At 49.0% G+C, this 12,443-nt stretch carries 14 protein-coding genes and 1 tRNA gene; 3 read left to right on the top strand and 12 right to left on the bottom strand.

Annotated features, from left to right (window positions below):
- The 3 genes from ACQY2K_RS07185 to ACQY2K_RS07175 form a co-directional block, all read right to left on the bottom strand.
- A partial coding sequence (locus ACQY2K_RS07185) for a hypothetical protein (RefSeq protein ID WP_428041293.1) occupies positions 1 to 242 on the bottom strand: 242 nt, incomplete at its 3' end.
- A 92-nt stretch (positions 243 to 334) separates the two neighbouring features.
- A tRNA-Asn gene (locus tag ACQY2K_RS07180) sits at positions 335 to 409 on the bottom strand.
- Between the two features lie 41 nt (positions 410 to 450).
- Complete coding sequence (locus tag ACQY2K_RS07175) at positions 451 to 1,707, bottom strand: MFS transporter (RefSeq protein ID WP_428041292.1); 1,257 nt, start codon at positions 1,705 to 1,707, stop codon at positions 451 to 453.
- Between the two features lie 50 nt (positions 1,708 to 1,757).
- Here ACQY2K_RS07175 and ACQY2K_RS07170 point away from each other — a divergent pair, with 50 nt between their 5' ends.
- Together ACQY2K_RS07170 and ACQY2K_RS07165 are read left to right on the top strand one after the other, a co-directional pair.
- Positions 1,758 to 2,723 (top strand): DnaJ C-terminal domain-containing protein, encoded by a 966-nt coding sequence (locus ACQY2K_RS07170; RefSeq protein WP_428038343.1) that lies wholly within the window; start codon positions 1,758 to 1,760, stop codon positions 2,721 to 2,723.
- 116 nt (positions 2,724 to 2,839) lie between these two features.
- The gene (locus tag ACQY2K_RS07165; protein ID WP_428041291.1) at positions 2,840 to 3,352 is read left to right on the top strand and encodes a type IV pilin protein; all 513 of its coding nucleotides are present in this window, start codon (positions 2,840 to 2,842) and stop codon (positions 3,350 to 3,352) included.
- Between the two features lie 391 nt (positions 3,353 to 3,743).
- Here the strand turns inward: ACQY2K_RS07165 and ACQY2K_RS07160 are convergent, their stop codons facing one another.
- The 7 genes from ACQY2K_RS07160 to ACQY2K_RS07130 are packed head-to-tail and all read right to left on the bottom strand — an operon-like array spanning position 3,744 to position 8,110.
- Positions 3,744 to 3,986 (bottom strand): hypothetical protein, encoded by a 243-nt coding sequence (locus ACQY2K_RS07160; RefSeq protein WP_428041290.1) that lies wholly within the window; start codon positions 3,984 to 3,986, stop codon positions 3,744 to 3,746.
- Complete coding sequence (locus ACQY2K_RS07155; RefSeq protein WP_428041289.1) at positions 3,983 to 4,183, bottom strand: hypothetical protein; 201 nt, start codon at positions 4,181 to 4,183, stop codon at positions 3,983 to 3,985. The genes ACQY2K_RS07160 and ACQY2K_RS07155 overlap by 4 nt, the downstream gene beginning before the upstream one ends.
- Before the next feature lie 17 nt (positions 4,184 to 4,200).
- Positions 4,201 to 4,419: a hypothetical protein gene (locus ACQY2K_RS07150; protein ID WP_177745907.1), complete on the bottom strand. Its 219-nt coding sequence runs from the start codon at positions 4,417 to 4,419 to the stop codon at positions 4,201 to 4,203.
- On the bottom strand, positions 4,419 to 5,858 hold the full coding sequence (locus tag ACQY2K_RS07145) for a hypothetical protein (protein WP_428041288.1): 1,440 nt from the start codon (positions 5,856 to 5,858) through the stop codon (positions 4,419 to 4,421). The genes ACQY2K_RS07150 and ACQY2K_RS07145 overlap by 1 nt, the downstream gene beginning before the upstream one ends.
- A 9-nt stretch (positions 5,859 to 5,867) precedes the next feature.
- The gene (locus ACQY2K_RS07140) at positions 5,868 to 7,139 is read right to left on the bottom strand and encodes a hypothetical protein (protein WP_428041287.1); all 1,272 of its coding nucleotides are present in this window, start codon (positions 7,137 to 7,139) and stop codon (positions 5,868 to 5,870) included.
- Between the two features lie 13 nt (positions 7,140 to 7,152).
- Positions 7,153 to 7,638 carry a hypothetical protein gene (locus ACQY2K_RS07135; RefSeq protein WP_428041286.1) on the bottom strand — a complete coding sequence of 162 codons (486 nt, stop codon included), beginning with the start codon at positions 7,636 to 7,638 and terminating at the stop codon, positions 7,153 to 7,155.
- The gene (locus ACQY2K_RS07130; RefSeq protein WP_428041285.1) at positions 7,622 to 8,110 is read right to left on the bottom strand and encodes a hypothetical protein; all 489 of its coding nucleotides are present in this window, start codon (positions 8,108 to 8,110) and stop codon (positions 7,622 to 7,624) included. The genes ACQY2K_RS07135 and ACQY2K_RS07130 overlap by 17 nt, the downstream gene beginning before the upstream one ends.
- A gap of 40 nt (positions 8,111 to 8,150) precedes the next feature.
- Here ACQY2K_RS07130 and ACQY2K_RS07125 point away from each other — a divergent pair, with 40 nt between their 5' ends.
- Positions 8,151 to 8,882 (top strand): hypothetical protein, encoded by a 732-nt coding sequence (locus ACQY2K_RS07125; protein ID WP_428041284.1) that lies wholly within the window; start codon positions 8,151 to 8,153, stop codon positions 8,880 to 8,882.
- A gap of 57 nt (positions 8,883 to 8,939) precedes the next feature.
- On the opposite strand, the gene ACQY2K_RS07120 is transcribed toward ACQY2K_RS07125, so the two are convergent.
- Positions 8,940 to 11,543: a hypothetical protein gene (locus ACQY2K_RS07120; RefSeq protein ID WP_428041283.1), complete on the bottom strand. Its 2,604-nt coding sequence runs from the start codon at positions 11,541 to 11,543 to the stop codon at positions 8,940 to 8,942.
- A complete protein-coding gene (locus ACQY2K_RS07115) occupies positions 11,543 to 12,115 on the bottom strand; it encodes a hypothetical protein (RefSeq protein WP_428041282.1) in 573 nt (190 codons plus the stop codon). The genes ACQY2K_RS07120 and ACQY2K_RS07115 overlap by 1 nt, the downstream gene beginning before the upstream one ends.
- Between the last annotated feature and the right edge of the window lie 328 nt (positions 12,116 to 12,443).

The following is a 12,443-nucleotide window of genomic DNA, read 5'->3' as shown; positions in this document are numbered from 1 at the left end:
CCTCTGTATCCAACAAAATCTAAAATATTGGACACAATAAATTCAGGAGTAAAAATTCTGCCATTCTTTTTAGTAGAGTTTATTTGTCTAGCCATATAATAAATGCCATTTGCAAAATATACTTTAATTCTATCAAAATATATCTTTTTTGATAAACAAAAACATCGCTCCGCCTTTCTCGCCCTATCGCAGGCAAAGCAGTTTGCCTGCTCTCGGCTTGCCACTTCGTATGTTAGCAACATTACTCAAACAATGTGGCTTAATTAATCAACAGAACGCGGCAAATCTGCCGCACGCAGGGCACAAAAAACCACGCTTTCGCGTGGCTTTTAAATGGCTCCCCGAGTAGGGCTCGAACCTACAACCTACCGGTTAACAGCCGGTCGCTCCACCATTGAGCTATCGGGGAAAAATCTATTTTTTAAACTGCTTATTCTTGCTACATAATTATTATAGTAAATCCTTTTTGTTTTGTAAACCATTTTTTTTCTCCGACGATAAAACCTGCCAAAAATCTTCTCTTTTTCTGGCACACACGCTCAAAAAAGTAAGCCCCATAAATACCGCGCTTACAAAAAGCAACGTGTTTTGCAGGCCCGCAAAACTAATGCAACCAGCCAATCCCAGCACGCAAACGCTTTCAATCGTATAGGTAGCCGTCGCATAAAGGCCCAAGGTTTTACTGCGAAGCGGCACAGGCGTACGCATCAAAATAATGCTGCTAATCATCGCCCCGAACGCACCAAACGGCACACCGCTAAAAACCGTCGCCGCCAAGACGACATAAGTAGGCAACTTGAAATATAATACCAAAATTGAAAGCAAGTAGCCTAGATAATTACACGAAAGAAGCGTAAAGAAGGAAAATCTCTTAGCCGCGCCGGCAAAAAATAACGCACCCGCAAAGGCTCCAAAACCAAAGGCCGCCCCCAAAAAGCCCAAATAAACGGAGTTGAACCCATATTCATATATATAAGACGGAAGCAAAATAAGTTCCCACGACTGTCCTAAAATAAAAGTCGGCAAAGTAAACAAAATGGGTTCCCAGAGCATACGGTCCGTTTTTAAATGGGATATCACCTCGCGATATCCGGCCAACGGACGCAACTGCCTGGGCCGGCGGTTGCTAAAAACAACAATGCACAAAACGACAATGATAAGGCAAAAGAATACGCACAGTTCCCACGCATACAAAAGGCCGCAGCAAGCAATCACCGCCCCGGCAAGCAGCGGCCCGGCCACCGCCATAATGCCGTCAAAGGCTTCTATGATGCCGGAAGTTTTGGCAAGCGGAACCTCGGCATAGCGCGAAAACGTAGGCGACAGAGCCGTCCGCGCCAGTTGCCCGGGCGCATCAAAAAACGAACTTAAAAAAATAAGCAAGCCGATAAGCCACGGCAAATCTTTGCCTGTCAAAATAAGAACAGGAATTGCACCCAAGAGCAAAAGTTGGATAACCTCGCACGAGAGCATTGTTTTGGAACGGCCCAACCTATCAATAATAGGCGCGCCAAACAGGGAGGAAAAAATATTCGGCAGCAGCGCACAAAACCCCACAACACCCGTCCACAAAATACTGCCGGTGGACAACAAAACATACCACGGAAGCAAAATTTGCATAAACTCGTTGGTCAATGACGAAAAGGCTTCCGTTGTTAATATCAGCCTTAGGGGCGTTTTATTCGCGCTTTTAGTTAGTAATAGCATATTGAATATATAGAAAAATTATATAAAATGATAGTTAGAAGGTGTGAATTATGGCAGAATACAAAGATTATTACAAAATTTTAGGCGTGAGTAAAACCGCCTCGGACGCTGATATAAAAAAAGCGTTTAAAACAATGGCCCGCAAGTATCACCCGGATATGCACCCGGAAGCGGAAAAAGCCAAATGGACAGAAAAATTTAAAGATTTAAACGAGGCTTATACCGTCTTGTCCGACAAGCAAAAACGCACCATCTACGACCAAGTGGGCGAACAAGGCTATCAGGACTATGCCCGCGGCGGAGCATCTTCCCGCGCGCGCTCGTCTGCCGGAAGTAATCCGTACCAACAGTACCAACAATATTCCTACGGCGGGAACACCGGCGGATTTTCCGGCTTTGGCGGCACAGGCGGGGCACAGGCCTTTGGCGGAGGAGATTTCAGCGATTTCTTCCAAAGTATTTTTGGCGGTATGGGCGGAGGTTTCTCCGGCTTTGGCAAGAATTTCGGCCGCAGTGCGGCTTCGGGCCAGGCGGAGGGCGATGTGGAAGCGGAACTCGCGCTCAATTTGGAAGATGCCCACCGCGGTGGCAATATGCAGATGACGCTCCCCAACGGGCGTACGGTTACCGTCAAACTCCCCGCAGGCGTGAGCGAAGGCAAAAAAATCAAACTAAAAGGGATGGGCAACCCGACCCAGCGCGGCAACGGCGACTTATATTTGGTGGTTAAAATCCGCCCGCACGCTATGTACCGCTTGGAAGGGGAGGACCTCTATGTGCCTGTTACCCTTATGCCGTGGACGGCGGCCTTGGGCGGCACGATTTTTGTGCCAACCTTAGACGGCCCCGTCAAAGTAAAAGTTCCCGCCGGCACACACAACGGCAAGAAACTGAAATTAAGCGGCAAAGGGTTAAGCGCCAAGGGAAGCCTATATGTAACCCTGACGATTGACGTGCCGCGCACGCTGAGCAAGGAGCAAAAGGACCTGTTTACCAAACTGGCCGCCCTGGGCTAATATTTATCCGCCGGTTTTTTTACTCTCCGGCGGTTTTTCTTGCATATTGCAATCCGGGCGTTTTTTGCTATACTATGGTGTAAGTGCTTTTTTATTTTAATTTAGGGAGATAGAAAATGACTGGTAACAACTCTGGTTTTACGCTTATTGAACTGTTGGTAGTAGTGCTGATTATCGGCGTATTGTCCGCCATTGCACTGCCCCAATACACCACGGCTGTGGAAAAATCCCGCGCCGCCGAAGCCCTCACACTGATGAGTGCCACGCGCGATGCGGTGGAACGCTACCGCTTCCAAAAGGATGCCTGGCCGAGTGCCAACAACTTTGCGGTGCTGGACGTGGAAATTCCGCAGAACGGCTCCGATTACGGTGGAAAAAACTATAAAATTACAATGATGCCATTGGCTGATTCTACAAAATTTGTCATTAACGCCACCCGCAACACGTCCAAAGACGTTTACCAATTAAAAACGGTAATGGTGGATAACGGAAGCGTCATCCAAACCTACCGCTATTGCGGTGCGGCCAGCGACAGCGCCGAAAAGCCCACCCAATTAGGCGACAACACCAAAGCCGGGCAATATTGCAACGCTATTACGAACGGCAACCCGGTAAACGGCAAATTCTAATTTGGCTTTTTGCTAAAAAACCCCCGGAGGCTTTTACCGCCCCCGGGTTTTTTTATATAGGTACAACTTTGTTTTGTATGTGTGCAACATCACAAACACAATGTGGCCCAGTTAATCGCTACCTAGCGCATTGAGTTGCCACCTGCAAGGTGCTGTTTCATAAGAGAGCGACACTACAAAAATAGTGTCGCCCAATTAATCGCTACCTAGCGCATAGAGTTGCCGCCCGCTAGGGTGCGTTTCGCAAGAGCGCGACTTTACGGAAACAGTGTGGCTCCACTAGTCATTTGAGCGCGGTAAATCTGCCGCGCGCAGCGTACAGGCAGTTTCAAAGGCGAGGATAGTGCGCAAGTTATGCGGACTCAAATGTGCAAGTCCCTCATCGTGCACATCAAAACGCACGCGGCAAACGGGTGCGCTTGCGCGGATATTTGCGCTCCCCGCGCAAGACGCCAAGCAAATGCTCATCAGGCACAGCATCCACCTGCGCCAATATTTTATCCATTTTTTCATTTTCTTTTTGCTCCTGTTGTGCCGTGCGCAAGCGTTCTTTGGCGCGGCCCACAGCGGCGGATAATACGCACAGTATCCCCGCCGCCATAGCCATCAGTCCGCCGATTAAGGCGTACATCATTTTTTGCCTCCTACAAAAGAGCCGTCCGTATTGACGAGCGACAAGGCAGACAAAACGGCAATAATCTTGCCCAGTACCGCATCATCCTTTTGCGTGGGAGTAAGTTTAACGATAATCGTTGCCACGCTGACTACGCCGCCGATAATAGCCAATACATCTTGCCAATGTTGGGTACACCAATTAATAAGTTGTGTCATTTTTTTATTTCTCCTTTTTAATTTTTTGCCGCATTAAGCAAAATAACCTTAATGCTTTTTACATCATCCGCAATCATATCCAGTTTCACATCCGAACGTGCCAAGCGTTCCTCGTGCGCGGATACTTTCTTTTCCAAATTATCTACGCGCGGCGGCAACCCATAGAGCGTAAAAAACCAAAACCCTATGGCGAATATCACTCCCCCCGCATACAGCCAATCTTTGACTTTGCTCATTATTCACTCCTGCGTGCGGCGGCTAAATTTTCCAACTGACGCGCCTGGCGTTTAACGTGTTCGCTGGCGGTAGAATTTTCGGACAAAACCACCTCACGCACAGCGCGCGTAAGCCCCGTGGCCTGTTCCTGCATTTGCAAGGTATCGGCCGGTTCGGCATTTAAATAATACGCGCAGACCCACGGGTAAAGCGTGGTATGGGCGGGCGTTACGGTCTCGCTTGCGCCATAAACGGAACTGTTCAAAGAAGCATCATTTTCCACATACACCAAATTGGCGGCCCCCGTAATAGACGCGCCTGTCATTAACGCATAGCCCTGTGTGTTTTGCACGGGTTTAGCATAGGGCGGCAAAGAGGCTAAATCCGGAATATTTCCCGCGGCTGTATTACTAATCGCTTTAACGGTGGGAAGCCCCGCCTTGCGTTGGGTGATGCCGTTCGTTTCGTCCGCGCTTTTAATGTAATTTACGAGTTTCGGCAAGCGCAGAGAGCCTGCCACCTCGTCCGCCACATAATAGGGGCACTCGTCGTAAGCGGACAGGGCTTCGTCGTATTGGGCTTTGGTTTTGCACAATTCGGGGTGGCTTTTTACCCACGCGTAAAAATCGGGATATAAAGTGCCCGCGTTGGCAATATATTCCCCCGTCCACAGCGGCAAAGCACCGGGATTATCCGCCGCCGTTTTGCTTTGGCTCCAATACACCTCCCCCAAACTTTTACCCAACGTACGCAAAGCATATGCCTTTGCCTGGGCGGCATAGGAAGCGGCCAACTCGACTGCGGTCTGTGCGGACGCGGTAATACTTTCCCCTTGCTTGGTTAACGCGGCAGATAGATTTTGCTGGGTAGCGCAAAGAGACTCCTCTGCTTGTTGTTTCCGTGCGGAAATATCTGCCACCGCCTGGGCGGCCAATGCTTGCGCTTGCCGGGAATTTAGCAGAGCCGCTTTGGCGGACTGTTCCGCCTGACTAGCCGCCGTTTGCGCCCCGTCCGCCGCCGTCAGTACACGGGTGAGTAAATCTTCGGCGTGCGGAGAGGGAATATCCACCGAGGCGGGATATTTTATACTGCGCGCTGTTTCTTCCCCCAACTCCTGTACAAGCAGGGTGAGTTTATCGTAGGCTTGTTCTAACACTTCCGCATCTAATTCCCCTTGGCGAAGCAAATTTACTTCTTGCGTAGGCGGTGTATGGCGCAAAAGTGTAATCGCCCACCCCGCAGGCAAGGGCATAAGACCGCTTTCTTCCGTCGGGTAAATAAAAGTATGGGTGTTTAGGTCTAAGCGGAAATGCTCCGTCAGGCAGGTTTGCACTCCTTGGGGCGAGGTTAAAAACACTTGCAAATGGTCTGCCGACAAAAGCGGAAAATCTACATCCCATTTGGTATTTTCGCCGTTTCCGGTATAAATGCGTTTGGTAACTTGGGTAGAAATGGTCATATTTTTCTCCTATAAATCTAAATATGTTTTGATTTGTTTTAAAGCGTTTAAGCGTTCCTGCGGGTCTGCGGACGAACACAGCACCGCGCGCTTTATTTCGTTCTGTGCGGCAGATGAAAGACCCTTTTTTTGCGCCCAGGCATCTATCCCGGAACACAAAAACGCGCCTGTTTTATCTTCCTCGCCGGCTTGGCGGAAGGAGCGGGCCGCAGACAAAACCAAAAATTCCTGCGCCGATATTTCCCCCTTTTCAAAAGCCCGCTGATTATCCTTTTCCGTACCGCCAAAATATAAGCGGTTAAACGTTTCTGCCGAAGTGTGCGGAGCAGGCGCGCCAAGCCGGGAAACCGCTCGGGCCGTTACCCCGACCGCATCAAGGGAGGACAAGGCCAACCTCTGGCGGGCATCCTCCGCAGACAACGCCGAAGCCAAGCGGGTATATTCCTGTGCCTGTTTGGAAAATTCCTCCCGTTTGGCCTGTGCGCCCAATGTGGAGAGATGTTCCAAAACCGCCTTATCTGCGGTTTGCGCCTGCGCCCATTTTAAACGCGCTTCCGTGGAGCCGTCCGTTTCCGCAAGCGATTTATCCCAGTATATTTGCGCTTTTCCGCCTGCCTGCGCCGCCCCAATAAGGCCGGTAAGGTTTTCTTTTTCTGCCAATGAAAAGCACCCGGAAAATTTTTGATATACGGACTGCGCCATTTGATAATTTTGGGCAGAAACGGCCCTTTTAATACATCCTTGTGCGGCCAAACGGCGCACTTGTCCGCTTTCCTGTTTGGCATTTTTGGCAGAAATTCCGGCGGCTATCAGACGGCTTTCATACCCCGGCAGTTGTTCATTTAAATACAAGGCCAAGGCATTGGCCGACAAAGCCGACGAAGCGACCTCTGCCACAATATTTTTTTCTTGCGCGAGGGTTTCATCTATCTGCCGGCATTTCGCCCGGTTTTCCCCAAAGAGTGCGGAAGCACGCAACATTACCCAATCCGCCGCCGCGGGAGAGTTGGCGCCTTGCACTTGACCGGCCGCTTTATCCAGGGCTTGCACCCCGTTGGAGGCCGCCGCAAGCAGGGCTTGGCGGGTTTTAATTTCACCCGAATTTTCCATTTTCTCCTCTTGTTTGGCGGGCAATAAACGAACTGCCGCTTGCCCCAATTCGCCCGCCGCTTGCAAGGTGTTTTGATAAGATTCTTTCAAGCGGACAGGCGCCGGGGCGTTTTTGGAAACACGCGGCGCGGTATAGTGTTCCCCGCGTGTGTAAATGGGAATAGTTGGCATAATATAAAAACTCCTAATTAAAAATAGAGAGCAAATCTTTGCTCCATTTCCACCACGCGCCAGAGCGTTTGGCGGCGCGCTTGTATTGGTTGGCGGTTTCGGTTAAACTGCGGATTTTTTCGTTGGTTTCTATTTCATTTTCTCGCAAAGAATCCGTCAGCGACGTATTTAATATTTGTTCATCCATTAACGCATTTAAGCGGCTGTTTTTAAGTAAAGTTTGTACGGTAGCAGATGAGGTATTTAACCCCGAAAAAGCCAAGGCCGCTTGCTGGCTGCCCAGCGTTTGGCGGTAATTTTCGTACTGTTCCCGGCTTCGCTCGGCGGCCGATTTAAATAAATACTCCGCTTGCCGCTTTCCGGCGGCGGCCACATATTCTGCCTGCCTGTTGGCATCTCGTGCCAAGGCTTTATAATAATCCTTTTCGGCCTTACGGTTTCCGAACACGGATATGGCGGACGATACAACAGACCCCGCCTGTTTAATGACTCCTCCCATTGTTATTCCTCCTAAAAATAAACTCTAAAAAAGAAATATTTTTTCCTACGGACAGACTCCCTGCGGAACTAGCCCCCAAGTGTTTGGCAAAGCGCAAGGCGCGTTTGTAGCGGCTATCAGTAAATACAAACAGTTCCGGATAGATTTCTAAAAAATACCGCACAAGCCCGCGCATTATGCGAAAAAAACTCTTTGGGATTTTTTCCACCTCTTCCCCCGTTAAAAGCCACACCTGCGCCCGAGTGCCCATCAAACAAGGGGCAACAACCCCGCATACCGCCGCTACTTTTCCGCAATACAAAAGGCTAAACGCGCACCGAGAATCCCGCGCAAAGGCGGCTATTAAAGAGGCCGGCTCTTGTCCGGGGTGGGACGCGGCCAGTTCGCGCCGGTCCTCCGCGCGCAAGGTATATGCTAACGCCGCCGCATCCTGCGGCAAAAAAGAACGAAAAATAATGTTATTTTTTCTCATAAAAAGATATACTGTAAAAAACTTATCAAAGGAGTAATATATGACAATATTGGTTATTTTGTTTTTACTGGGAATTACGGCCGTGTATGCGGTGTTCTTCCTACTCTTTAAAATTATTTGGATGATTTTAAAGAAAAGCAGCAACAAATGGCCGCTTATTTTGGCGGGTGTGGCTACGGTACTTTTGGGCACGGTTACGGCTTTGTCCGCCTACTACGGTGTGAAAAAAATCATCAAACCGTTTAATCCCATTATTGCCGCCGCGCAAACGCCGGAACCCGTGTATGGCGAAAAGGCTTTTAATTCGCCCGAATATGGCACGGAATTGACCGTATATGACGGGATGACGTTTTCCGACTGGATGCACTTTGGCGAAATTGATTTGACCGTAGGCATTGATACCAATGCTTTTAAAAAAGATGCCGCCGGAAAAACCTTTCAGTCGGTTACCTATGCGGGTATCGTACGCCAAAGAGATGTGGACGAAAATCCGTTTGATGATTTTGACGAGGTACAGGGCGACCTTCTGCGCCGCCGCCAACTGGAAATTCACTCCTCGGAAAAGACCGTAATTAACGGGCGGGAAGCGTTGCTGGTTTCGGGTACTGCCTATTCCAACCAAGGCAATGCCTTGCCGTTTTGGCTTAGCGTCGTGCCGGCGGACAACCACCAAGTCTATTATGTAATAGCCGGAACGGTGGACCAGACGGATAACGATACAAACCAGTCACTTGCCAAAAGTATAGTAAAAAGTTTCCGCTTAACCAAATAAAACCAAGCACTTTTGAACGGGGCTTTTGCTTTAAGGGCAAAAGCCCCCTTTTCATTATTAGCGCGTAATGAGCGACAGAAGCGTAACCGGCAAGGGGTCCGTCTGGCGGAAAATAACCGACGGCGAAAGCATGTGCGAGCCGGAAAGGCTCATCACATAATCCCCCGTTTTTAGCGCGATTGGCGCATTAAAAGGCTCGTCTGTGCGTTGGAGAAGTTCCGTCAGGTGTGTTTCGTCCGTACCGATTTGCCCGCCGCGGCTATCCAACAGTTTAACGCTCACTCCGCTAAAACGCTTTTTTCTATCCGCCGCCGTACCGTCAGCATATGCCAAGGCAGGCGGCAAGGTGGCCAATTCCGCCGTAAAAAGTAACCCGGCGTGAACGCAAGTAACCGCGCGGGGTAATGTAATTTCTCCGTTTTTAACAACCTGTGGGGATAATACATTGCCGTCAGCCAAAACCCCCACGCAAAGCCCTTCCAAATGGGATAAACCGCCCAAGCGCGTAAACGGTGTTTCACTTTTGAGCGAAACGGACGCATCTAAAAACACCTGGTCTTGTGGTTCTTTACTGCCCAGGCGCCTGGATAACCGCTCCACAAAATAGCCGTTGGAACGCGCTACGACAAACCACACTTCGTCATATCCCCGGTTAGGCACACAGCACACGCTTTTAAAAAGCCCCTGCGTATCGTGGCGGGTCCACGCGCACAAATTTTGCTCCGGCAGATAAGTTAAGGTCAGTGCCGTGCCGTCATCCAGCACGCACCAAACCAAATTATCCGGCTCTTGCTGGTAACACAGTTCGGCAACCTCTCGGTTAAAAAACAAGTGCTTGGCAAGCAGCGTTAAATCGTTGCCGATATATGCGGCTGTGTTGTAATCATAAAACAAATCCCGTACGCATCCGCCGCGCGCCTGCACAAATAACGCCCTATTTCCTACCAAAATCGGGGCCGTTCGGCTCGCCCCGCGTTCCCCCTGCTGGGCAACTTGAATATTGGTAGGCGTAAGCGCGCCGGAGGAAGATAACGTCCACTCTCCCCCAGCAGTAAAGAGCAGCACCCGCCCGCAAACAACCACGCCGTGTATGGCATTTAACTTTTTGCCCGATAAGTTCACGCTGATAGAATCGTTGGCCGCCAAGTTATCCCGGGAGTGCCCAAAATCACAATGTGCACCCGTTTTGGAAAACCAAACCGTCTGCGCTTCCCGCCTGGTTCCGGCTAAACCCAAACGGTCCTGATAAAAGAACACACACGCGGGATAACCCGAAAGAGGGCTGAACGAACCTTCGGCCCAATCGTCCGTCCAATCGGCAAAAGCCACCTGCCGTTCCGTACGGACGACTGCCTGACGGGCATTAAGATACCCTTCCACCGTTACTATACCCTCTTGAATAAAAGCATCCGCCTGCAATTCAAAGCCGGCCTCGCCGCTGAGGGTGCCGGAACTGACCCGCAAATAGTACATATCGGCAGTATCTTCCAAATGCCCAAGTGCATTAAAATTTTCCTCTCCGTCCGCACGGGAAAAATATTTTACCTTCTTCCAGGTTTTACCCCCATCAGCAGATTTTTCAAGCACCAGTTGCCCGGTCCATACACCACTGGTGCGCAGTTGCCAACTTCCCCCGCTTTTTAGCGTTTTGGAAACGCTTTGATACCCCAAAGTACCTGTTAAATACTGGCTTTCCACCGCGTGCGTCAGCGCGAATTTTCCGCCTGTGTGTCCGGGTTGGAAAAAGTCAAAATCACTTTCCAGTAAAAATTTATTTTCTCCTGACGGTATTAATTCCCCTTTATTGGCTCCGCCGGACAAGGTTTGCGCCACCGTCAGCACCGCCGGGCGAGTGAAACTGTTGCGGTATTCTAAAACCAGTTGCAGGCCGTTGCACGCTCCCCCCGTGGCTTGGGGTGATTCTATTTTTATAATACCGCCCAAATTGACGGCCGAAAAGCCCTGCGCGCCAAACTCCTGATTAAACGCCGATACCAACGCCGCAATATCAAGCCCGTAATCTTTGCCCGAATAAAACCACACATTATTAAAATACCCCAGCACCGCCAAATTGGGATAAATAATCGGCTGAAAAGTGAGTGTTGCTTTTACCCCGTCAGACGAAGCGGCTTCGTTATATGGGATGAGGCGGAGTTTTTTTGACTCGTCTGTATTGGACAGCATAAACGGCCCGTATTTAAGAGGAACTTCTTTCAATTCAAAGGTCCCGTCCGTTAAGCGGGTCAGTTGTTTGGGCGGATAATTGGAGTGGACCAAAAAAAGCGTTTGGTCATACTGGGCATAGTTTACCTGCGCAACCTCGCCTGCTAAATAAGGCGTAGCAAGTTCGTACGGAGTACCGTCTGCGGTTAAAAGTTGCCCTCCGGGGGTGTAAATACGCAGGTATTTTTCCCCCAATTCCAATACATAAGATTCATTTTCCCCCAACACAAAGGGAATTACGCGGCAAGGTTTATCCGCGTATTTGGCCTGTCCCATAAATACAGTGCCCGTGCGGTTAGACGCCCCGCCCTGCGGATGAACAAAAAAATTACGGGCCGTTTTGAGCCAGGAAGAATAGGCCGGGCTGTCTATACGCGCCTGCACGGAGGGGCTGACCTCTCCGCCGGAAAAAGAAGCCTGCAAACAATGCACGCCCATTAGCGCACCTCCGTAAATGCATCCGTCTGCCCGCTTTGGGCGAAATTTTCAGTCATATTGCTGCGGCGAGCCTCGTCCAAACTTAACGTATATTTTTGCAATATTTGCGCCGCCAAAGCATTATCCCCGGTAAGAGATACCGCCAAATCCGCTGCCAATGCAAGTGAAAAAGATTTGACAAAGGCGGCATCAAACTGGGTTTCGTCCTCTACGCGGCGGGTATATTCGGCCCGGGCCTGAGGGCAGTCTGATTCCACCACGCGAATACGGTATTTGGGGTGGAACAGTTCCCGGAAAGGAGTGTGTCTGTAAGGCTCCTGATATACCCGGCGGATGAACAGGGCTTCCTGCGGATATTTATATAAAAAGCGGTTTTCCTGCTTTTCCACCAAGGCAAGAGGCTCCTCCGCTGTGGCAAAGCCCCAATTATGGCTGCGCAAAACCTCATCACGCACAGGCTCATAGAACAGATTTAAGCGGCGCGCCTTTTCGTCCTCTTGCGTTAAAGAGGATATCGGAGCCTGCCCCAACTGGGCCAAAGCCAAATTACAAATGGTAATTTTTGATATCATTTTTAACTCCTATTTTGTTTTTTATTATTTTTTAAGTATTTTTTATTTTAATACTATTTTTAAAAAACCAAATCAGACCTTTTTTTTGCAAAAAATAGACATCAGGCTGATGAGTAACAGAAACATTAATTAATATGTAAATTTACTTTTACTTAAATAATAATGTATTTTATTTTCAAGTATAATTTTAAAATAAAAAATATCTAATATTTGGATATTTTTGATGTAATATATATTTATAAAATTATATGTAAATTTAAAAATACTTATATTTTAAGTGTTTTTATTTTTATGTATTATTTTACAAATATTGCATTTAACAAAGTTT

The organism is Candidatus Avelusimicrobium fimicolum, assembly GCF_021632165.1.
Taxonomy (GTDB): Bacteria; Elusimicrobiota; Elusimicrobia; order Elusimicrobiales; family Elusimicrobiaceae; genus Avelusimicrobium; species Avelusimicrobium fimicola.
The sequence above is the reverse complement of the archived record's forward strand: the minus strand, read 5'-3'. Positions and strand labels throughout refer to the sequence as shown.